This is a genomic window from Vibrio sp. Vb0667, from assembly GCF_033391095.1.
The window spans coordinates 417895-442165 of the sequence record NZ_JAWPOL010000001.1; the positions used below are offsets into that span (position 1 = coordinate 417895).

The window sequence follows — 24271 nt, forward strand, 5'->3', positions numbered from 1 at the left end:
TTATATCTGCTTTAATCCAATACTGATTGAATAATATCAAATGCTGTTTCTATTTTTTGGATAGGGATAATGCCAAACCCAAATAAGAGGGCATTAGAATGATTGTTGATAGAAAAATGCGATGATGGATAAACCGCTACATTTGATGAAGCCAGTTTATTCATCATTTGTGTCGCGCATCCCGATACTTCAGCTGCTATATGCAATCCACCTTGGCTTGGAATACGTTGTAAGCAATCTACGTTGTCAATTAATTGAGTGAGTTTATGGTACCTTTCGCTATAGATTTTATTCATATTGAGTAAATGGTGAGAGAAATGACCGTCACGCATGAATTCGTCAAGTAGGATTTGAGACACTACAGATGTACTTCTTCCCAAGTGCCACAACATATTTGAAATTGGCTCCATTAAAGACTTTGGTGGAATCATATAGCCAATGCGTATGCCGGGAAATAGTATTTTAGAGAAACTGCCTACCATAATGACGCAGTCATTTTTATCTTGTGACTTGAGAGCTTGCTTACTGGTATTGAGGTAGTGATATTCCGCATCATAATCATCTTCGATAATGATTGCGTTATTAACTTCTGCCCATCTCAGCAGTTCTAACTTCCTTTCAACTGAGTAGCTAAAGCCTAAAGGGAACTGATGACTAGGCGTTGTATAAATAATTTTGGTATTAGAAGGGATTGATTCAACGACAACACCTTGGTCGTCCATCGGCACGGAGCCTATTTGCGCGCCAAGTAATCGAGCTTGATTTCGAAAAACAGGATATCCTGGATCTTCCGTCGACACGAGATCCCCGGGAGAGAGTAATGTAAGGAGAGTCGTCATTATTGCCTGCTGGCACCCTTGAGTAATGATGATGTCTTCAGGGTCACAGATTACGCCTCTCGAGTGTCTCACATACTCGCAGATAGACTCTCGTAAACAAGCTAACCCTTGCAAATCACCGCCATGTGCAAACTCTGGAGTTAATGCATTGAGCCTACTCAGTCTTGAGTGTCGCCAAATATGCTTTGCTATTCTCTGATGATCAGGAACGCCTAAAGTGAAGTCATAGTCTAGATTCTTTGGTGCGATGATCTCTGGCTTCTTCGATGCGTTAGTGCCAAACACCCCTAGTTGGTAGTGTTTTATTGGTCTCTTATCTTGATTCACCGTTTGTTCTAGAGCATTACTTACGTACGTGCCAGACCCTGCCTTTTTTACTATCCACCCCTCGAACTGAAGTCGCTCATACACCGAAATGACAGTGTTTCTTGCTATGCCTAACTTTTTCGACAGCATGCGAGTTGATGGTAATCTCTCATTTGATCGTAATCTGCCTTCTAATATCCCTTGGTATATCTCGGAGTAAAGTTGTTGGCTGGTGACTTTTCCAGTTTCGAAGTGTAGTGAAAATGGCATCGTTTTCTCTGTAGACGTTGAAAAGTGGTTCTAAAGCGTTGTGAGGATGTGGATCTGTATATACCAAGTATATCTACCTAGTATACCGTTATCGTGATATGGAGAAAGCGTAATTGAGTACACTATTTCCCCATTTTGGAAACGGATGTTACTTACATTCGTATCTAACCGGCCTACCTATCAACGGTGATCAGGTTTAGACCTGTTTATATCGCACTAAAAATTTGAAGACACAGTGTTATTCATCGAGGGTTAACGATTGGAGTTCTTCAAGTCAGGATTACTTTTATATAAAAAGTTAAAAGCCTTGGAATAAACTAGAAATTAATTATAAGTTAAAATTAAAAAATTGAGGGTTCAATGAAGTTAAACAATGCCTTGCTGGCCATTTTATCGCTCACTTCTTTCGTCACGTTTGCGAAAACGGAGTTAACGGTTAGCAGTCAATTAAAGAGCGTAGTTGATGAATGCGCTAAAGGATTAATCAACGAATACGACATTCCGGGGTTGGCTGTTGCAGTAACGATTGATGGTAAACGTTATTTTTATAATTACGGTTTGGCTGACGTAAGTAAGGGGAGTTTAGTCACCAACGACACAATTTTTGAACTCGGCTCTATCAGTAAAACTTTTGCTGCTACTTTGACTGGGTACGCCCAAGAAAAAGGTAAGCTAGACATGGATGACAAGGTCAAAGATTATATTCCAGAATTAGAGAATAGTGCTCTGGGTAATACCAAGCTAGTTAATGTCGCCACCTACACTGCAGGTGGTCTACCATTGCAATTCCCTAGCGAAGTAACGAACGACGCTGAAATGATGCAGTACTACAAAACGTGGAAACCGGAGTACGAAGCCGGTACTAAGAGGAAGTACTCAAACCCTAGTATTGGTCTATTTGGCTACATCGGTGCCTTGAGTATGAAGTCAGACTATACGGAAATGATGGAAACCGTCATCCTGCCTGAGCTCGGTATGACCAATACCTTTGTCGATGTACCAAAGGATAAGCTTAACAACTATGCTTTTGGTTATAGTTCTGAGGGAAAACCCGTTAGAGTTAATCCAGGTATTCTTGATGCACAAGCCTATGGTATTAAATCAACAAGCTTAGATATGCTTCAATATATCGAAGCAAATATGGGTCAAGCGCAACTTAATACTGATATAGAAAATGCGCTAGAGAGAACTCATACTAAGTATTTTGATACCGACACGTTTACACAAGCCGTAGGATGGGAGGGTTATGATTACCCCGTTTCACTTTCGCAATTATTGAAGGGTAACTCCAGCGATGTAATTCTCAAAGCTAAACCGGTTCAAGCAAGTGTATCTGGTACTCTCGGTCGTGACGTTTGGTATAACAAAACGGGCTCAACAGGTGGCTTTGGGGCATATGTCGCGTATGTACCCTCTGAAAAAATAGGCATAGTGATTCTGGCGAATAAAAACTACCCTAATGCAGAAAGAGTAGAGGCTGCTTACCATATTATTAGCTCAGTGGTGAAGTAAATTTTAGTGGTAATAGGCACTACGTAATTATTAGAGCTTATTTAGATACATACTATCTACAGTGTTTTATTAGATAGTATTTATAGGAGTATTCATGAAAACTAAGCATTGGTCTAAGGTGACTTTGCTACATGAAGTTGTTACGAACCCAAATATAACGATTAAAGGTAAACATAGTTATTACAGTGATTGTTGGGACGCCGGTTTTGAAGAGTCTGTTGTAAGATATCTACAAGGCGATGAGTTCAGCCGAGATTGGGAACCAAAATGGAAGATTGATAAGTTACATATAGGTGACTTTGTCTGTATTGCAGCGGAAGTTGTCATTGTTATGGGGGGAAACAGTACACATAGAGCTGATTGGTTCTCCTTGTACCCATTTATGGACTTTATTGAAGAAGCGTACGTCGGGAAAGGAGATACTCATATTGGCGATGGCGCCTGGCTCGGTATGCGATCCATGATAATGCCGGGTGTGACTATCGGAGAAGGAGCAATCGTTGCGGCAAACAGTGTGGTGACGAAAGATGTTGAGCCTTACAGCATGGTTGCGGGTTCACCAGCTAAGCATGTCAAATATCGCTTTTCTCGAGAGACGATAGACGAACTGCTTGCTCTTAGGATATATGATTGGCCTGATAAGAAAATCGACAGCCTGAAGAGATTTTTATGTTCAGACGATTTAGAAGGGCTGAGAAAGGCAAGCGCTGAATATGATAGAAACCATTCAGTATCATGACAACGTCACCATTTAAAGAATCAGAAAGAGGCCATTGTTGGGCCTCTTTGTATTAAATATCTAACCAATACAATGAGTAATCATTTTATTCTTTTATTGATTTTTTATGTGAATATGATAATGGCGCGTACCACTTGCGTTCAAGAACAAGAGGACAACGTGTTTGGTAAAGGGGAAACCGATGGAATATCGGGAAACTATAATTATTAAGAGCCGCATGTAGCGGCTCTTTTTGATCCTGAAATTGGTTAGTGGCGACAGACTACGAAGCGCTCAGAGGGTTACGAGGACTCGCTTCAGATAAATGAAGAAAGAGCGAATCGAAGTGGCTGTTGTTACCTGTTTGACTACTTATACCGTTGCCATTCCGCTGTTAATTCTGCTTTTTCTTTTCTCGCTGCAATCAGCATTTCTATATTTACGTCAGTGTTTGGGTGCCTTTGAATGTATCGCTCGTAATCAACCGGAACACCATTGATGTGCAGTTCAAGATGTAAATGCGGCCCTGTTGTTCTTCCTGTGTTACCCGTTTTCCCTATCACTTGTCCTCGGCTAATCTTCTCACCAACATGGACGTTGCGCTGAGATAAGTGTAGGTAGCGTGATACAGAGCCATTTGTGTGGCGGATATTAATGTAGTTGCCTGCAAAACGGTTGTAGCGGGACTTTAAAACGATGCCATCAGCAATACTACGAATCGGTGTACCTACAGGTGTGGCATAATCAGTGCCTAAGTGCGGAGTCGTTATATTGGTCACTGGATGTGTTCGCTTTAAGTCATAGTCAGAGCTCACTCTGTAGTTTTTATCAAAGGGTGAAGAAAACATGAACTGATTATTTATCGACACACCATGCTCATCAAATACGTTACCGTGACCATCATTGATAATAAATAAATCAGTTTTACTGCCTAAATAGTAAAAAGAACTAATGTAAGTTTCATTTTTACTATTTAATTTAGTTCTTAAGATAAAGTTATCACCTCTTTTAATAGAGTCAATAATATTAAACTTGCTTTTGATAAGTGCTAATAGCAAGTTGATCTCTTTTTGACTCACTCCTGATTTTAATAATGAAGCGACAAAAGAGTATTCAACAACACCGGTAGTGATTTTTTGCCTACGAGTCTTCTTTTTAATTGATGGCTGCACATTCTCACTTTCGAATTCTAAAGGCTTGATGGTAGGTAGCCTATCCACAGGAGTGAGGAAGTAGTGAGAAAGCGATACGCTAATCAATATGATTAACGCAGTAGTGATAAGGGCTACGGTAGGAGCTTGCACACTTCTTTTTATTATTAAAATAGTCATTAGTTTTGTTGGTTTATCAATACTGACAGTTGTGCGTAGAGTATAATATTTTAAATAAAAACTAGCATTAAAGCATGAGTAATTCCTCTGTTTTAACTAAGTTAATAATTATAGGATGTAAAAATAATTTTAATAATTCAGTCAAAGTGACGGTTGGCTTGGTGTTTATGCCTATTTTGTTGGTGTTAATGTCACGTTGAGAAAATATTTTTCAATAATATAATCTCGGGAAAATATATTTTGCCAAATTACTATGTTCGCTAAAAATACGCTGAAATTAACATTAGGTCTTACGCTTACATCTCTTTTATTGAGTGCATGTGGTGGTGGTGATGGAGGAGACAACACACCTCCAGCTAGAAGCAAAGGAAGCATTTCCGGTATGGTGTTTGACGCCCCAGTCAATGGCGCCAAGATTGAGGTTTTCGAGTTCAAAAATGGAAACTTAGGTCGGAAGTTGGCTAACACGACGTCTGATGCCTTCGGAAACTATCTGCTAGAGTTTGAATCGTCGTCAATGCCTCTTTTTGTTGTTGCAAAAGAGGGGAGTTATACCGATCCGTTTACAAATGAAACGGTATCTGTGAGCAATGCGAAGACACTTAAATTTGAAGGTGTTGTGAACTTTAAAGAGGGGAGTGAGCAAAAGTTAATGCTTACTCCGCTGTCGAACTTGGCAGCAGGCTTGGCAAAGTACAAAATTTCTCAGGGGACCACAGATGAAAGTGCCTTTTCAACCGCTTTGGGTAGTATCAATAGCATGTATGGTTTTGACGTAAATGAGACCAAACCTATTGATATTACCAAAGGTGGGCAAAGCAGTTTTGCTAGTGCTGGGCATCAATACGGTGCTTTATTAACAGCATACTCGTCTTACTCTTACGATCTTATAAAAAAATACGGCAACAGCGATAACGTCTACACTTCGATGCACTTCGCTGACATCCAATATCGGGATGTTATTGCAGATGGTGTTCTTGATGGTCTTGAAGTGAGCAAGACTTCAGGAGCAGTGACTCCCCTCAGCTTTGGACAGAAAAAGATAAACAGCGACGTTTACACACGTGACTTATCTCAGCACGTTTTGATCGTGGTAAACGACCCAAGTATCAATATTTCTGGTACTGATGCTGCCGACTATGTCGACTTTAGTAAGAAGCTTAATGACTTAGGTACATATGGCAGTACAGATGGCATCATTCCACCGCGAGATGGGACGGAGATTGATACCACAGCGCCTATCGTGACACGCATTGACCGTGATGTACTTGCAGGCACCGATAAAGTTGACCTAAAAATTGTTGATGATATCGGTGTAGAAGACGTATCCGCCTTTATTCAGTATCAGATTAATGGCTCTTGGTCTGGTGAATTTCAATGTAACGACATACAAGATTTTGGAAGCACATTCTGTTCGGTTGAATTTGATGATTTTGAAGTTGGCCTTCGAGAGACCAACGTTAAAGTTAACATTAATACTAAAGAGATCGATAGTGTAGATATGAACCCTGCCACAGGGCTCTCAAACGTAACAGCAGCACGGTTAGTCTTATATACAGCGGATGTACTGGGTAATGAGTTAATTCCAGGCAGCCATTCGGGTCTTCATATCAACTTTGAATGGGATAACGATGCGCCTGTTATCGATATTACATCGGCGAGTGCAATTAATAACCAACTTAAAGAATACGTTCTGAAAGGGGTTGTAAAAGAAAGCTCGCAAGAGATTAGTTCTGTCAGTATTTCATTTAAAGATGGCTTACATGAGGGCGTCACATGTTCTCCTGTCACTGTAGAGTCTGGAAATGCTTGTGAGTTTAGTAAGGCTTACCCAACTGATGAATTCCTATCTACGACGGTCTTTGAGGTTCGAGCGAAGGATAGCAAAGGCAATACGGGCTCTGCGCAGCATGCAGTAAGTCGTGACGATCAAGCGCCAGCACAGACGATAACCTATCCTGAAGGTACGTCAATGACGTACGTAAATGTGGGTTTAGATGGTGAACGAACCACTTACGATGGTATCTACTCTCAAGATACGTACACCCCAGACAATGTTCAAGCAAGCCGCGATTTCCTGAAGATTGACTATGCGTACGCAAGTTTAGGGATTCAGAGCTCATTAAAAGGGATAGATTTTAGTAACTTCAACGCTAATTTATTGAAAGAGAATAAAATCCCTTATGTTCGTGTGAAAGTATCAGACGTAAATACCGATACGGTTTTAGGCTCCAACGCTAATAAGCTAAAGCTCGTCGTCAAGTACTACGTAAGCCAAAACAACGATAACAACTACTCACTTCAGCAAGTTATTGATACAACGGCATCCGATGACGATTACATCGCAAAAATTCCGCACGAAACGCTGTTAGATAGCAATGGGCGAGTTGAGGATGTCATTTATTACATTCCATTTGTAAGAGATATTTTGGGTGACAGCTTTAAATCGGTATCAGAAAACAGTAGTCAAAAGTTAGTCATTCAAACCATCGATGAGTCTGATAACGAAAGCACTCCAAGAGAAGTATATTTTAGAAGTAGCTTTGACCTACCAACCATAAAAGTGGTGACACCATTTATTGGTGCGCGAGCTCAACTTGAAGGGTTGAGCCCAAGTGGTGAATTCACTTCACTTGCAAGTTGTACCACTATCCAGCAACTGGAAAGTGACCAGTCCATGGCTCTTGACGTAGCGAGCTGTGAAACCACAACTGACGTAGTGAATTATGATTTCATGCGTGTTCGTTTAATTGGTATCGAAGGCAGTGAGCCATACTATTACCAATGGAAAAGAGATCCAGGGACCAAGAAAGTTACGGTTGACTTAAACAAGGCCAATATTGGTGTGTATTTTAAGCTCAAAGGTTCTCAAACTTACTATATTACTGAACTATCGACATATCAGACTGGTTTGTTTGATTTCCAGTGGGATCAAGTGACAGCGGGAGAGAAAACTTCAGAACGTGCGATTCAAATTCTTGATGAGGTGCGCTACGCGTTATCAGGTACGAACAACAACTCATTCTTTGGGTTTGACCCAACGGTTGTGCCTTATGCAACCAATGAAATGCTTACGACTAAAGCGATTCCAGACAAGCCATCAAATGACTATCTACACCGATTCCTTGTTGAAGCAATTGATAGTATTGCCGAGAGAATGCCAAGAAATAACTCATTAGATTTTGCATCTGCTATTTACGATGATTTTAGCTACGATGGAAAAGCAAATGGTGTAGGGGCAGGAGGAAGTCAAGTTACGCTCGATTCTTACACGTTTGGCGCTGAAACTTACCGAAAAGACCTGGCGCAATCCTATTATGAAATCATGGCGAGCAAATACGGTATTGAGACCAATATCGCGCAGCTCTATGCTGATGATATTTCGATGGCTAATCCTGACTTAAATGGTAAGAACATTTTTGATACAGAGGGTAGCAGTATCGATACCTTGCCTCCGCAGCCAAAATTAACCATTGAAAGCGGCAGAGAGACGATGGTTGGTAATAGGCTTTATATCGCTGGCGAGGTTGTTTCTAAAATTGTCCTAGACGATCCTTCTGGTATTGTAGGAACCGACGCTCACGGCCCGAAGTTTAGCACGATGTGGTATCAAGCCAATGAGCCAAACATTGAAATACCACTGGACATCAACATCGTAGAAAACTCAGACAGCAGCAATGCTTATCGAAAAGAGTACTTCTTCACCCTTAACTCCCAGTCTAGTGAACTAAAAGATATTATAGAGTTTGCCGTGGAGACCAGTGCTATGGACCCACATGGCAATGCGTATGGTTACAATGGTAAATCTCCGTTTATAGAATCGGTGTTTATTGATAACGACTTCCCTAAGGCCAGTTACCTTCCACCCAATGATGTCGATGGTAAACCTGTAGAAAACGGTATTTATTTAAATGCGAACAATACTCATGAATTAACCTTCAACGTTGAGGATATTGTTGGTGATAAGCTTGCCTCGAGGGGCCTTGTTTTCTACCAGCAAACCGGTGAAAAAGTAACATACACACCAGAAAACTTTGCAAGTAACTCGAAAGACGCGTTTAAAGTCAAACTATGTACGGGCGAGATTTGTTCAAATCAAGGCTCTACGATTTATCCTGGTGATGGAGATTGGTTAGTTGTTGCAGCAGCAGAGGACAACTTAGGTAACTCCGTTTCAGAGTTAACTAGCACCGCTCCGAGATTCAATATTCGTATCGACTCTGAAGCCCCTATTGTAAAAAGTGAGCAGGTTCAAAGCCGTTTAGGTGGTAATAACCAATGGGCACCTGTCATTGATTGGGGGACGTTAAGCTCTGGCAATAACGTAAAAATAGATTTGCGCCGCGGATCTGGTCAGGCTCTGACATTAGAAAGCTGTGACCCTCTAACAGAGGCGTGTGACGTACCATACCTAGTTGGTGAACAGCCTGACGTCAAAGTCCAACTGGTTTCAAAAGCATTTGATTACGATGAATGGAATGAGTTTTACGTCACTGCGACGGACAACGCTTACCCTGCCAATGTCAGTACAACAGGGAAATTCACATTCCAAGTCGATAACAAAGGCCCTGAAATCATCCTAAATACACCTTGGGTTGAAGACACATTGTCCAAAGAGAACTATGTCATAGGGCGTGAGTTCAACGTGCGATTTAAATCCGTAATAGACGATTCAGACCTTGAGCAAGTCTCGCTGTATCAAAGTGGTAAAGATTCGCCAATTAAGACAATTGTGCCAACGGATTCATCTAAAGAGTTTGTCATGTCTCTTATCAAGAGTGACACAGATAAAATAGACATTTCTGAAGATGAAAAAACAACGTCATTGTATGTAAAAGCAACCGATATTTATGGTTTTGAGTCTAGTTCTAACACGCACAAGGTTATTCTTGATCGTGATGGGCCAACATTAGGCTTAAGTGGTTTCAATGCGAATGACTACTACTTAGGTAACTATGTCTTTGACCTAACGGCGCTAGACCTAAATGCAAACGGTGATGTTTCAATTAATGGCGTAAATCGAGAAAGCCTAGAGTATTGGACGTTTAGCGATCTGGAACCATTACCTGGCTCTCCCGGTACAAAAATCAATGAGGATCTCAAAGTGAGCCTTGGTGATTTAGGTACGGGTACACACAAGGTTCGTTTAAAAGGGTCTGATGTTCGTGGCAACACAACCTTAACCAGTGATGAGCAAGATTTTACCGTCAAAGTGTACAACTCAATCCCGCAGGTGACGCTGGCGATGAGTTACACGGATGGAACGCCAATTACAAACAACACCATCTATCAAGATGGAAATATCGTACTGACGCTTGATATTGTTGATGATAGTGGCGTTGATCGAATTGACTCAACTTATAGATTCTCTGGAGAGCAAAACGGGACTAACTTTACGTTCTCAGAAACCGCAGATGGCACTTGGACTGCAACGTTGCTTTCTACACAAATTGCCAAAGATGGTAATTATGAACTTGATATCAAAGTTTATAACAAAGTTCGTTACCTTGATGAAAAAGACCGAAAGGTTGGAAAAGTAAACCAAACCTTTAGCGTACAGCGTGAAGGCGTGGTTCTAACAGTTGAAAGCCCGCTGGACTTCCAAAATTACTTATCTGATGGTGTTCTTGATGTCACCTTTACTACATTGAGTGCGGTCAAAGCCAAAACGTTAGAGTGTTGGGTTCGTGAAGAATACAACTCTCTAGATGCGCCACCAACTAATGAGCAACCAACTTCTGGTGTTATCAACGTATCGCAAGAACCTTACAGTTGTAGTGTCAATGTTGGGCAAAACATGACCAAAGCACCTGTCACTTTGATCACTAAAACCTTGGGTACAAATGGGCGTGAAACGATCAACAAGTTCAATTTCTCGATGGTGGATATTGATGCACCGACAGTCGTGGATGGTAACTCATACAGTTTTAAAGGAAGTGATGTTTGGTTTGATGAAGCTTTGAAGAAGAAGATGCTCACATTTGAGCTCTCTTTTAATGATGCTTTATCAGGCGTGAATACCGAAAGTTCAGATGAATATCCAAAGTTGGTTCGTAATCTTGGCAACAAAGCTTATACACCAACGACTTGTGCCAAAGGTGTTGGAAATATCAAGTGTACGTATTCTGAATCCTATGCCGATATTATTGATGGCCTGAGTACAACTCAAGAATACAAAATCAAGAACTTATCTGATTTAGCAGGAAACTTGACGCCAGAGCACGATCTACTGCTTGAATTACCTAAAGGTTCGGTAGTCGTTGAAATTACTGATCCGGTTGGAAACACAACCATTAATGGTCAGCAGCTTGTCGCCAAGTTCAGAATTAAGCTGTATGAAAACTCTAGACTAGACAATGTGATGGCCAGATTTGGAACGGAATCCTACAACTATAAAGATAATCCGGAGAAGTTTGCACAATTAGAGGTGTGTGCAGATGATCCAACCTACAAGTGTTCAACATTTACAAGTGAACTTCCTAGCGATGCGGATGGAAAAACGATCAGGACAACGATTACTGCAACGGATGTGTGGTCGAGAGTCGGTGAAGCGACCGTTGATATTAAAGTTGACAACACACCTCCAAGTGTTGGCGATGAGATTATCGTAACTGAATCGCCAACAAATCCAGATAATGTTCGTTTTCGTTTCGACATAACGGACACTGGTAGCAGCCTGGCAAAAGTAAACTATTCGGTTTTAAACCCAAGCTATCAAGAAGAAAGAGTAGAGGATGGGAACGGTTCATCTACGTACTTTGAACTACCGAAATCTCAGTTAGAGGGGCGTGGTTCAATCACGGTTGATATCAAAGCGACAGATAGCGTCGGACTGTATTCTGATATCAGAAAAGTCATTGATATTAGTGTTCCTAAAGTCACAGTTGATTTCGATGGAATTACGAGTTTGCAGGGTGGGAAACTGTTTTTAACCAAGGCAAGCCAGCCGTTTACGGTATCTACGGTGGAAGGAGAAAGAGTGAAAGCTTCACAATATTCTGTGGAGCTTATTCCAAGCCTCGGTGATTCCTTGCGTTACTCAGGTGATGTTATCTCATCTAGTGGTAATGGAATGATGAACTTTGCCGTCGATAACCAAGGGGCATATACCCTTAAGGTGACGGTGACGGACTCAGTTGGAAGAGAGAATACAAGCTTTGAATTACTAGGCAAAAGTTATGATGGAAAGGTTATCGAATCTATTGTTGATTATGACGCTCCAAGTATTTCGGGCTTAAGTGCTAATCAAACCTCTAAGGTGCCGACAAACGATAAGTATCAACTAGAAATTAGTGCATACATTACAGATAAAAATTTAAATCTCGTCACGTCAAAAGCGGTGAGTGGTGGCAGCACTGTGGCTCCTCAAGCGATTACTGAGCCGACAACCGAAGCGGGGCCTTATGTCATAAGCTATTTGTTACCGAAAGGCGATCATACGATCACGGTGGCAGCAACAGACAAGGTGGATAACAAGAGTGAAAGTTCTATTGACGCGCATGTGGAAGCGGCAACCGTTCCCGGGCTAAGTATCTCTACCGCCTCAAGCGCCCCTCTTTTTGGAGGCGAAGAGATTACGCTTGCGTTTAACTTTACAGAAGAAGTTACGAACTTTGATATCTCAGATGTCCATCTTGTCGCTAGTGATAGCGGTGCAACAGGAACGTTAAAACAAGATACTTGGTCGACTTCAGACAATATTACGTGGACGGTTAACTATGTCAGCCCAGAAAAACAAGATAAAAATATCACTATTCAGGTAGAAGACAATAGCTATCAAAGTACCAACACAATTCCTGGAAAAGGAAGCAGCTTAAGTATCGCGGTTGAAGGAATCTTACCAAAACTAACCAATGTGACATTTAACCCCGAGCATCAGAGTGTGGGTCAAAGCGTGAATGTATCGCTTGAGTTTGATAAAGAGCTCCAAGAGGCGACCGCTACGCTTGGCGGCAATCGCATTAGTTCTCTGTCAGCAACGGCAGATAAAAAGGTCTGGGTTGGTGATGTACAAGTTCCGAGCACCGCGCTGTTAAGTGTCGACTTGGTTGTTAGTCAATTTAAAGATTTGACTGGCAACATAGGTGAGGATAACACCGCTCACGAATTACCGATCACGCCAACCTTAGCCATCACGCCAGTGGGCAATGTGGATGAAACGCATGCCGCCACGCTACAATTCGAAGGCACGTCGACACGTTTTGACGGTCAGTCCCTGCGTCTTGAAGTAAAAGCCCAAGGCAGCGCGACGGTATTGAAAAGCAGCAGTGCGACGGTACAAGCCGGTGGCAATTGGACCAGTGACGCGATTGATATGAGTCACCAAACCAACGGCACTTATACCGTGATGGTGACAGGGACGAACTCAGCCGGCATTGAAGTGAGTGAAAGCCAGAGCTTTACACTGGCGCAGTCTCTGCCAACGCTGACTAACGTGACGTTTACGCCTGAGCACCAAGCCATCGGCCAAAGCGTGACGGTAACGCTGGAATTCGATAAAGATCTGCAATCCGCCGCAGCGGAGTTAGGTGGCACGACGATCACTTCATTAGTGGCAACCGCGGACCCAAGTGTTTGGACTGGTGATGTGGTGGTACCAAGCACGTCAGAGCTGAATGTGACGTTGCTTGTTCGTGACTACCAAGACTTCTCAGGGAATACCGGTAGCCAGAACACGGCTTACTCCATGCCGATCACACCAACCTTAGCTATTACGCCGGTGGGCAGTGTGGATGAAACGCATGCCGCCACGCTACAATTCGAAGGCACGTCGACACGCTTTGACGGTCAGTCCCTGCGTCTTGAAGTGAAAGCACAAGGCAGCGTGACGGTACTAAAAAGCGGCAGTGCAACAGTACAAGCCGGTGGCACTTGGATCAGTGACGCAATGGACATGAGTCACCAAACCAATGGCACTTATACCGTGATGGTAACGGGGACGAACTCAGCGGGCATTGAAGTGAGTGAAAGCCAGAGCTTTACACTGGCGCAGTCTCTGCCAACGCTGACTAACGTGACGTTTACGCCTGAGCACCAAGCCATCGGCCAAAGCGTGACGGTAACGCTGGAATTCGATAAAGATCTGCAATCCGCAGCGGCGGAGTTAGGTGGCACGACGATCACCTCGTTAGTGGCAACCGCGGACCCAAGTGTTTGGACTGGTGATGTAGTGGTACCAGACTCGTCAGAGCTGAATGTGGGGTTGCTTGTTCGTGACTACCAAGACTTATCAGGAAACACCGGTAGCCAGAACACGGCTTACTCCATGCCGATCACACCAACCTTAGCTATTACGCCAGTGGGTAATGTGGATGAAGCGCATGCCGCCACGCTACAATTTGAAGGTACGTCGACACGTTTTGATGGTCAGTCCCTGCGTCTTGAAGTGAAAGCCCAAGGCGGCGCGACGGTATTGAAAAGCAGCAGCGCAACGGTACAAGCCGGTGGCACTTGGACCAGTGACGCAATGGACATGAGTCACCAAACCAACGGCACTTATACCGTGATGGTGACAGGGACGAACTCAGCGGGCATTGAAGTAAGTGAAAGTCAGAGCTTTACTCTCGCGCAGTCTCTGCCAACGCTGACTAACGTGACGTTTACGCCTGAGCACCAAGCCATCGGCCAAAGCGTGACGGTAACGCTGGAATTCGATAAAGATCTGCAATCCGCCGCAGCGGAGTTAGGTGGCACGACGATCACTTCATTAGTGGCAACCGCGGACCCAAGTGTTTGGACTGGTGATGTGGTGGTACCAAGCACGTCAGAGCTCAATGTGGGGTTGCTTGTTCGTGACTACCAAGACTTATCAGGGAATACCGGTAGTCAGAGCACGGTTTACTCCATGCCAATTACACCAACCTTAGCTATTACGCCAGTGGGCAATGTGGATGAAACGCATGCCACCACGCTACAATTCGAAGGTACGTCGACACGTTTTGACGGCCAGTCCCTGCGTCTTGAAGTGAAAGCCCAAGGCAGCGCGACGGTACTAAAAAGCAGCAGCGCAACGGTACAAGCCGGTGGCACTTGGATCTGTGACGCAATGGACATGAGTCACCAAACCAACGGTACTTACACTGTGATGGTGACGGGGACGAACTTAGCGGGCATTGAAGTGAGTGAAAGCCAGAGCTTTACACTCGCGCAGTCTCTGCCAACGCTGACTAACGCGACGTTTACGCCTGAGCACCAAGCCATCGGCCAAAGCGTGACGGTAACGCTGGAATTCGATAAAGATCTGCAATCCGCCGCAGCGGAGTTAGGTGGCACGACGATCACTTCATTAGTGGCAACCGCGGACCCAAGTGTTTGGACTGGTGATGTGGTGGTACCAAGCACGTCAGAGCTCAATGTGGCGTTGCTTGTTCGTGACTACCAAGACTTCTCAGGGAATACCGGTAGCCAGAACACGGCTTACTCCATGCCAATTACACCGACAATACACCTAGATGTTATCAACGATGTTACTGGAGTGGAAAGCGTGACAGTAAGTGGTAGCAGTGAACGATTTGAAGATGGTGAGTTCATAGATATCAAAGCAGTCGACGCTGATGGTACAGAAGCCACAGGCATGGCAACCGTGCTTTCAGACTCATGGACAACTGATTTAGATCTTTCAGGACTGAAGGAGGGGGTAGTGACGATTTATGTAAATGGTACCAACAAGCTTTCCGCCTCTGCCGAAGAGGCTCAAGCAACATTTAACTATGATCGTTTCGCAAGTACAGCCTCCTTAGGTGCTGTTTACAACCGATATTTTAGTGATAACAAAACTTTAAAAAATGCGGCATAAATAAAGCGAGCGTTTAGCTCGCTTTATTTCTTTGGGACTTTTTGTGATATTTATCAAAATAATTGCCTTTATTGATAAGTTACTCGAATTAATGAATCGTCTTAATACAAGGCTGAATAACTATAATAACTAGGCCAATGTTGCTTTTAGGTGTGTATGACGTGATTGTGATGGTCGCTCGGCAGGTGCTGTGGTGAATGTGTCTCGTTGAAAATCTTTTTAAATATTATATATTTACGATCGTTTCTATACTCTGAGTATAGTGTTCTGCATGAGGTCGATGGGTAATACCTCACCTCTTTAACTCGCGATGAAGCAAATTTAATCCTAGCAAGCTTCAGAGCAGTTACTTTTGTGAGTGCGTAATGCGCTCACCTTTTTATTTAAACTTCCTCAGTAACAGTCAATTTGTTGTTTGTTGCTGAGGAGGGCACCTCATAAACTTCTGAATTTCCTCGTGCTTACCTGAAGCGCACGTTACTACGATTTTTGTTAACTTCAGTCCATAAATTAAATTTTTTTAGATAGTAAGATTTTACCATTTTGACAGAGTGGGTGATGTTACTGGCTTTTGTTGTGGTCAAATCGCATGTTTTGATAGCAAAAGTCACCATTTTTTTGGTGTTTTTGATTTCGGGCGATTTTTCTATCTCGTTGAAAATAAATGGCTAAGTAAGTAGGATACGCAGACCAAATCGTACTTGTAAGCCTTATCAGCTTAATTGTCACCGCAGCCATATTTACGATGTTGGTTGTGGAGAATTCAAATGCATTTAGTTTGCAAATTTATACCTAGCTCGAAGCTATCCTCCAACGAGCTATCTTATGTTCTTACACCGGACGAGTGTATAGGGCAGCTTTCGCGTTTGCGAAATTCAGATGACATCCTTAGAAACCTCCCTAAAGAGTTGGCGCAAAAGATTTCCATCTCTGCCAAAAAAACGACCAGCGCATTGCTAGCTGCTATAAGAATCGAACTGGGAAAAGGCAATTGGGTGTCATTATCTACCGTTACTCGTCGGTCGCCATTGACGGACTCTCAGCTGCAAAGCTTCCCTAGACTTAAATCACTCGTTGACTCTGTATCTGCTTCGAATGAAAGCAAAGCTTTTAAAGCAGGATACAAGCAGGTTACCGACGATGTTGCTTTAGTTCGTAGTTACACGCATGTCCCCTCTGAGCCAAGTCCAGATCAAAAAATCGTTGTCGAGTTTGCAGGGCAGTGGTCTAGCAACGCGGCATGTTTGATGTTGGGAAAAACGGAAGCTCAAAAAGAAAAAGTGACTGTAGGCAAGGCTGATACAGAAAACAAACACCGCAGCCTCGCGACATTTAAAGATCTCGAAGCTGAGGGCAAAACGCTCTATATCAAAATCCCTTGCACTGATCAGCCTCAGCCAATTTTGCTTAAACTCGCCGAAAACCTGCAACCCGTTGATAAAGATACTCAGATGGATGAGTGGGATAACGTGTTGGTGCCTGTGGTTCCGCTGCACTTCCCTGGTAGCGATAAATCAGATGAAGCTGCAGAAGTGTTTAAATCAGGCTACGTGTATGTTGTTTGGAACAATAAAATTTGGCGCGAAGTGGCAATTACGGAAAATGGTTACTTTTCAGATACGGACATTAATAGTGTTCGTGAAGGCTCTAGACCCAAAAGGCACGCCGATATCTATATGACCAACCCTGAAACAGGCGGTGTTTTCGCTTATGAGCCTTTCCAAATCGTGCAGAACGGCAAGGTGGTAAGTGAAGGCTCTTTGAATGGCTCTGGAGAGGCTCGAGTGTTCAACTTAGTTGAGGAAGAAGTTGAGATAGTCATGACAGGCTATGAGCCACACATCAAAGAAAAGATTGAAACAAATTTGAGCCCTATTAATGCTTCTAGCCCAGTGGAGCGGAGCGCGCAAGGTTACCCTCTCCCGCATATATGGCTTCCTTACAAGATTAAAGGTGAGCCTCAAGAAGTATATTTGGCTTATAACAGTAAACGATTGAGCGAGAGTGAACTATCTCAACTAGAAAGTGATCCTGGAACCAAGGCCATAAAAGTCACTGATCTTAACCATTATAGCAGTGAGAAAAGCTTTAAAATTGGAGACGGTTCTGTTCGTCTGCTCTCAGTATTACCAAGTGCTGCGACCTCAAAACCTGAAAAATACGCAATGTTACGAAGCCAGGTAAATAAAAATGTAGCGGTCGTGTATTTACTTAAATCTGTCGAGATAGTTTTCGAATATCCGGGCTATACGACGCTGGACGAGTCAGATGATTACTTTGAGTTAAGGCAAAGCGATGGTGATTGGTCGCAGCGAGTGTGCTTGCGCCAATGTATAAAAAAAGAGAATGGTTCTAGGTTGATTCGTTTTACTGGTTGGCCTGCAGAGGTTAAAGAAGTGGATCTTCTCCGTGGTTATCAGGGCAATAGTCATCACGGAAGAGATAATAAAACGGTCATTTTTGCTCAAACACCCATTGCGGATTTACTGGCTTATAAGAAAAAAGATCAGACAAGTTAACAAAACAACTTATTCGGGTTGCGTTGTCACACTATTAAACGCGATCGAGAAAGATAACGAAGAGAATATAAGATGAATCTACGTCATACATTATGCTTGATTACTTTAGCGGTCTTATCTGGCTGTAATCAAGAATCGGCCAAGGAACCAGAACAACACGCGCCAAAACCTCAGACGGTTCAAGACCGAATCGCAGAAAAAAATGCTCAACAGTGGGAAGATGGTCGTGTTTATATTACAGAAAACAATTACGTTATTTATGACAAAGAGACGGGTAAACCTAAACACTTTATTTTTAAAGCTAAAGAATGGCCACGTGAAGATCTCACCAATGAAAGCTCTTATGATTTACCACGTGTAGTGTTCCGTTGGGATAATGCCCGAAATGAAGCAAAAGACCACTATGATCAAAGGGATAAAGTGTGGAGTATCAAAACGGATGGGACGGACTTGCGTCTGGTCGCAGATGAGTTTGTTGGCAAAGTTCGTCTAATGCGTGTCTCTCCAAATAATCGCTACTTGGCTTTGGCCTATTCGGCCTCAGAAGGGATGTTTAAAGTAATTAAAGATCTTAAGACGGGTGAGTATATTGAACTAGGTCGTTCACGTGGCTACCCAGAGTTTCTATGGGCAGAAGACAGCAGCTATCTTTACTACGTAGACAAGTTTAAAGACTGGAAGTACACCTTAGCGACAGGCGACAAACAGCAAGTAGACACAGAGTTTAATGAGTACTCCGTGATTTATGATGGCAAGCGTTATATGGTCGATGAATATGGGGTTGGTGTCTTTGATGAGCGCACGGGAAAGGAGCTTTACTCGATAGTGCCGGATAGTTCACGTTCTGCAGATGAAGCCCGTTTTCGTAAGAAATCAATTAGCCCAACGGGGCGCTATTCTTGGGCCGAAACTAGAACGCACCGTTATCTTATTGATACCCAAAGTAGAACCTTCCAATCAGAAGAAATCGTACCGCGAGCGGTAGGTAAACTGCGCTATTTTGAGATTTTGAGTAAAGATGCGAATTATGCTCGGGATGGAGCGGCACGGGCCATCCTCAGTAAACTAAAAGAAAATAAAGAATTTGGTTCTTATTTAAAATGGGAGCAAATAGGGACGGGCCATAGTGCCAGTAACTCTTCTCTTTACAACGCCTTTGCCAACAATGGTGATTTTGTTAAAGGGGATGAACTGTGAGCACTCATGATACCTGTAACGCGATACCTTTGCGTGCCAATTACTATTTGTTTGGTGCTTATTTTCCTGCTACTCAGGAGGGTAGAAAAAACGTCTATCCAACTTGGCACGAAGAGCCTAGCTTGCTTAAAAATAAAGACGTGACTAATCTTCGCCCTTTAGCAAAAGTGCCGATGCTTAACGTAACCGATGGCGATAGCCCTAAGCTTTGGGCTACCGACCATAAATTTAAGTTATGTTCACTGGGTAACGGAAAGCCCGATCAATATGGGGCTTTTGAGGTCCTGACACCAGAGCACACAATTCATGCTTTAGGTAGGGACCTACCCAAAGAGGGTGAGCAAACCTTCACTTTCCGCTTTCCGCCCTTGCCTTTAATAGCTTCACTTTCTGAGTTAAACCCCAAAGAGTTAGCTACAAAAGTTGCAGAGTTGAGTAGCCAGTTGGAAAACAGCGAAGCAAAACTGACCTTGACAGAGATCAGCATTGAACAATTGGCTAAGCCTTACGAACCAGCTGCGAACGGGGGGCTCAGCGAAGAACAGGCAGAATATAACAAGTGGTATGAAGATGTAAGTGAATCGGGAGAGACACTAAAAGGCTTCGTTTTACCTGTTGTGGCGAGTTGCGCGGTGGTTTTTTCTGATCAAGGCTATGAAAGTGCGACGGTTACTTTGCAAAAATTTGACTCAACCAAAGAAGGTGGGGAATACAAAACGATAGGCTCTTCAGTACAAGCGGCATTACCTGAAGATGAGCATTCAGAAGAAAATGCTAAGCAATATCCATGCGCGATGTTTCACGTTGATCCTGCTGATTTTAAAGAAGGCTTATACAGTATCCGTGTCGAATTTATTCCAAGCCAGATGAAAAATGGTGTTCCACAGTTCATTAAAGACGCTCATATTCAGCAATTTTCTGAAGGCTTAGATACAGTCTACACTTACGAGCTACGTGAACAGATTACCTTTTCTTCAAGCACTCCGTTAGGGAAATTTGCCATTGTCAGTGGCGATATGATCTCCCTTGAGGAATCCTTGATTTATCAATACCCTCAGTACTTTGGAAATATGAAACATTACCTTCACGGTAATGTACAAGGTGTAACAGCCAATACGCCAGCTTCAAGGAGTATTGCGTTACTCAAGAATATCCGAGATGTGTCTGCTCAGCTAGGAGCAGGGCTGCTGAGCGGTAGCTTGCAAGACACTTTAGACCGTGATGGCCGCCAAGCGGTGTTTAATAACGTCTCGAAACTGTATTGGGATGCAGTTAAGTCCGAGATGCCGCCTGCGATGAAAGCGGCAGGCGAATTGTATTACGGTATTTACAGTACGAAAGAAGCGCTTGATAAGTTGCAGGAACTCCACACTCCAGCTATCGCGGGTGTTGGTTGGAAGGCGCTATTTCACGATAAGGTTTTTAACACCAATGAAGCTCGGTCAAGCGCACTAGCACTTTCTTTAGAATCACGTCTGGGTAACCGACGTGTGGTTGCCGGGCGAGTTGCGGAAGCTTGGCTTTCTGGTGGTAAAACCGTTGGTTTTAATGGCTTCGGAACGGGATTGACAGCACTTAGTTTGTATAAAAAAGCTAAACAGCTGGTTAATCAAAATAAAAAGGTTGATAAAGCAGAGCAAGGAACAGAAGAAGTTACAAAAGACTACCTTGCTCAAATTCCAGTTTGGAAGACAGCTAACCATATCCAGGAAGAAAAACTAGAACAGGCTTTAAAAGATGCGCGTGATCAATCTGGCAATCAGATTGACGCCATTCTCGTAAATAGCTCTAGAGGCGCAGGAATAAAAATAGAATTTGCCTTTAACTCGCGTGAAAAAGAGTTAAAGGATCATGCACCTATATTTAAACAGCTTGCTGCTTCTCTTGCCAACGTTTTAGAGAATGAGCCAAACCTTAGAGTAGAGATAGAAGGGCATGCTTGCCAAGTCGGTACCGAGAAAGCAAATATGCAGGTCTCGGCAGAGCGCGCAGAATATGCGAAAAAACTGCTCATGAAGGAGTTCCCTGTTTTTGAAGGTCGTGTTTCGGTAGCCGCTTTTGGTGAAAGTAAACCTGTCTATGTTCCCAAACAAGGTGAAAAAGTCGACCGCAACAACCCTAATCTAAGACAAAACCGTCGGGTTGTAATCCGTATTTACCTGCAATCCCTGAACATATTCTTTCATCCCACTCGCTATGGCTCGCATGCAATGGAACGCTCTAGGCTTGCTCTAGAAGCTGAGATGGTTGCGCAAGATAAAGCAGAAGTCGCACTGCGAATGGCGATTTTTGACAGTGTCGTTGACGTCGCTTCCTATATTCCTGCTATAGCTCCTGCGGCAAGAGGGTTTATGCTTGCCATAGAGGGGTCAAAGACAGCAATATCTGCGGTGAAAGTGATTGATAGTTTAATGTTGGACTCCTTCCTAGAAGAGTTAAAGCAAAGCCATGAGGTTGTCAGTGAGCTTGAAAGGCTGGCAAAAATACATATCGAGTTACTTAACGATTTGCGACGCAGTAAGGTAGATGTAGGTATTGAATGTAGGTCTTATCAGGAACTCATTACTCACCTTGAGAGCGAAGAAGTTCGTAAGGAGGTGTTAAAACGCTACCAACTACGAGCGCTTGCTATTAATGGCTTAGTGTTATTACTCGCTGACCTAGGATCTCAAACCAAACGGAATGCTAATATCTCGTTTAGGTTTTTGGTTGAGCGTTACAAGGTGAAGGAATACATTGAGAACTACATTTTGAGCGATGATTGGTCTGTACATACGATCAAAGGAAACACCTTAGCGGCTAACTGGAAGAACCGTTGTGATAACGAGTACTACACCGAATTATCGACAAAGATGCCACAAGGTGCGCAGCATTGGCCTGCTCCAATAACAACTAATAGCAAAGTTTCTCATCTCTCTATAACCGAAAACAGGGATAGCTTTAAAGCGTCAGGTGCATTTAATCAAATCTTCCCGATACAAACCATGTTGTTTGAACACCCAAATGAAACGATGTTTGATAACTTTACCGAGTCATTTAACCCGCAAGGGAGTGAGTTAAAGAAAGATGAAATCGGCTATTGTCGAATACTAGTTCAGTCAGCTCGTTATACTGAAAGTGATGAACCAGAATGGATGTCATATGATAGTTGGATTCAGCAATCTAGCAGCAGTCGCCTAGGTCCATACGATAAAGTGAAAGTGCAGTTGATACTTAAAAAAGAACACAAGTATGCGAAGCCAGTTACTATTGGCTATGATCGCGTCGACGGGCTCGAAAATATTAAAGGTCCAGCTTTCAGTGACTGGATGCTGCCAATGAAGGTTAGTGACTTCAAAGCAGATCCTGATGGGCGAATAAGTGCTTTTTACAAGCAACAGGGGATTGATGACGGCGCTACGTTGATTGCTATTGAGCATATTCCCTCATTCCGCTTCGGTGATGTGATGATCGACGGTATGAAACCAATGACCTCTAAAGCAAAGCTAATGTTCTCTGATGCAATGTTCAGTATGGCAGTTTCCGGAGCAGCGATATCTGGTCAGCCAAGCGACTATTTTGCAGAAGCGGATTCCTTTAAGCGCTATGTAAAAGGCGGAGGCTTCCAAAATATGCGTTACTGCTTGGGAATTAGAACGAATCAAGGGCAACATAGTTTTTACTTACCACAAGAGTACAGTCTGGGGCAGAAGTTTGATGATGCTGAAGATGAGTTGCAAATTGGCGCTTTAAGTACAGAAACTAGACTGGTTTTGCTTGATACCTATTTGGGAGAGCAGCAACTGCGTCTACGTGAACAGGACCTTATGGTAGAGAGCTTTACCTTAATGGCAAGTGAGGGAGACAAAAATACCATCCCTATACTTCATGGCATTAAACAGCAAGTGGTGGCTATAGACACCAAAGCGTCTGGTTTGAACTTTTTCAGTGAAAGAAAGTGGTACCAATCGGCTGATAATATCTGGCGTGATGGTTTCTCATGGGGAAACAAAAAGAAAGACGATCCTGCCAGTATTTATGTACTGATTTTGGGTGAGAGTCATGAAAAAGCACTTTATGAACGTTTGGGTATGCCGTGGGAAGCAGTGAATATGTGTATTCAACTGGCGCTCGACGGAAATGATGGCAAGCCAGTTAAAGGTCCTCTTTACTTCACCGATATGTATCATATTGGTGAGTTTGCTCATAAAAACGAAGAGTGGATGTTTACTGAATCTATTTCAGAAAACCATCGAGAACAAGTTGATGCCATGAGTGAGTTTATAGGTGAAGCTGTAGGTAGTTTCACTAAAGAGAATGAGCTATCTAAGAGCAAAAACTATACGATGTACTGCATGAGGTTTAACTTGGAATATGTTGCACCAACGGGAGTTAGGTTAAAAGGCCTAAGACCGTTTGGTGGTGTAATTGGTGGTAAAGCGAACTTGGAGCTTTCGGTTGCTCATCTAAAACAAGTCGGATTAAATGGAGTTGATGACTATGATATTGGTCGTGATGCTGTAATTTCTATTCCTTCTTTAAATGCGGATAGTGCTTTGGCTGGTAATTTCTTTAGTGATATGCCTTGGTTAATTGAGAAAGAGTCGACAGAGGAAGGCGTAGACAAGTCTGCGGCTGAAACTTGGAAGCAGTATAACGAATCTCAACGCAAGAAATGGTTGAAAGATTGGATTGAGAAACAACCTGCGGTAACTCAAGCACCCAAGCCCTTGGAAAAGTCACTTGATAACCCTTCCTAGATGCAAAAAAACCGCCTTCGGGCGGTTTTTCTTTTCTTATGACTT

The 24271-nt window shown here is 43.0% G+C and carries 8 protein-coding genes; 6 read left to right on the top strand and 2 right to left on the bottom strand.

Annotated elements, in window-relative coordinates:
* Positions 1–11: 11 nt before the first annotated feature.
* The gene (locus R8269_RS01905) at positions 12–1415 is read right to left on the bottom strand and encodes a PLP-dependent aminotransferase family protein (RefSeq protein WP_258477175.1); all 1404 of its coding nucleotides are present in this window, start codon (positions 1413–1415) and stop codon (positions 12–14) included.
* A 360-nt stretch (positions 1416–1775) separates the two neighbouring features.
* Here R8269_RS01905 and ampC point away from each other — a divergent pair, with 360 nt between their 5' ends.
* Positions 1776–2927 (top strand): class C beta-lactamase, encoded by a 1152-nt coding sequence (ampC, locus tag R8269_RS01910; RefSeq protein WP_005373435.1) that lies wholly within the window; start codon positions 1776–1778, stop codon positions 2925–2927.
* A gap of 94 nt (positions 2928–3021) precedes the next feature.
* The gene (locus tag R8269_RS01915) at positions 3022–3666 is read left to right on the top strand and encodes a CatB-related O-acetyltransferase (protein ID WP_017635780.1); all 645 of its coding nucleotides are present in this window, start codon (positions 3022–3024) and stop codon (positions 3664–3666) included.
* A gap of 347 nt (positions 3667–4013) precedes the next feature.
* Here the strand turns inward: R8269_RS01915 and R8269_RS01920 are convergent, their stop codons facing one another.
* Complete coding sequence (locus R8269_RS01920; RefSeq protein ID WP_215810506.1) at positions 4014–4976, bottom strand: peptidoglycan DD-metalloendopeptidase family protein; 963 nt, start codon at positions 4974–4976, stop codon at positions 4014–4016.
* 253 nt (positions 4977–5229) lie between these two features.
* Here R8269_RS01920 and R8269_RS01925 point away from each other — a divergent pair, with 253 nt between their 5' ends.
* The 4 genes from R8269_RS01925 (at position 5230) to R8269_RS01940 (ending at position 24226) form a co-directional block, all read left to right on the top strand.
* Positions 5230–15771: a tandem large repeat gene (locus tag R8269_RS01925; RefSeq protein ID WP_258477167.1), complete on the top strand. Its 10542-nt coding sequence runs from the start codon at positions 5230–5232 to the stop codon at positions 15769–15771.
* A 767-nt stretch (positions 15772–16538) separates the two neighbouring features.
* Positions 16539–18290: a hypothetical protein gene (locus R8269_RS01930; protein WP_258477166.1), complete on the top strand. Its 1752-nt coding sequence runs from the start codon at positions 16539–16541 to the stop codon at positions 18288–18290.
* A 72-nt stretch (positions 18291–18362) separates the two neighbouring features.
* The gene (locus tag R8269_RS01935; RefSeq protein WP_005398356.1) at positions 18363–19487 is read left to right on the top strand and encodes a hypothetical protein; all 1125 of its coding nucleotides are present in this window, start codon (positions 18363–18365) and stop codon (positions 19485–19487) included.
* Positions 19484–24226, top strand: a complete 4743-nt coding sequence (locus R8269_RS01940; RefSeq protein WP_258477165.1) for an OmpA family protein — start codon at positions 19484–19486, stop codon at positions 24224–24226. Before R8269_RS01935 ends, R8269_RS01940 begins: the two co-directional genes overlap by 4 nt.
* The last annotated feature ends 45 nt before the right edge of the window (positions 24227–24271 follow it).

What these genes read in the sequence shown, in the direction of transcription:
- R8269_RS01905 (WP_258477175.1), bottom strand. Translation starts at nt 1,415, where the DNA reads ATGCCATTTTCACTACACTTCGAAACTGGAAAAGTCACCAGCCAACAA.
- ampC (WP_005373435.1), top strand. Translation starts at nt 1,776, where the DNA reads ATGAAGTTAAACAATGCCTTGCTGGCCATTTTATCGCTCACTTCTTTC.
- R8269_RS01915 (WP_017635780.1), top strand. Translation starts at nt 3,022, where the DNA reads ATGAAAACTAAGCATTGGTCTAAGGTGACTTTGCTACATGAAGTTGTT.
- R8269_RS01920 (WP_215810506.1), bottom strand. Translation starts at nt 4,976, where the DNA reads ATGACTATTTTAATAATAAAAAGAAGTGTGCAAGCTCCTACCGTAGCC.
- R8269_RS01925 (WP_258477167.1), top strand. Translation starts at nt 5,230, where the DNA reads ATGTTCGCTAAAAATACGCTGAAATTAACATTAGGTCTTACGCTTACA.
- R8269_RS01930 (WP_258477166.1), top strand. Translation starts at nt 16,539, where the DNA reads ATGCATTTAGTTTGCAAATTTATACCTAGCTCGAAGCTATCCTCCAAC.
- R8269_RS01935 (WP_005398356.1), top strand. Translation starts at nt 18,363, where the DNA reads ATGAATCTACGTCATACATTATGCTTGATTACTTTAGCGGTCTTATCT.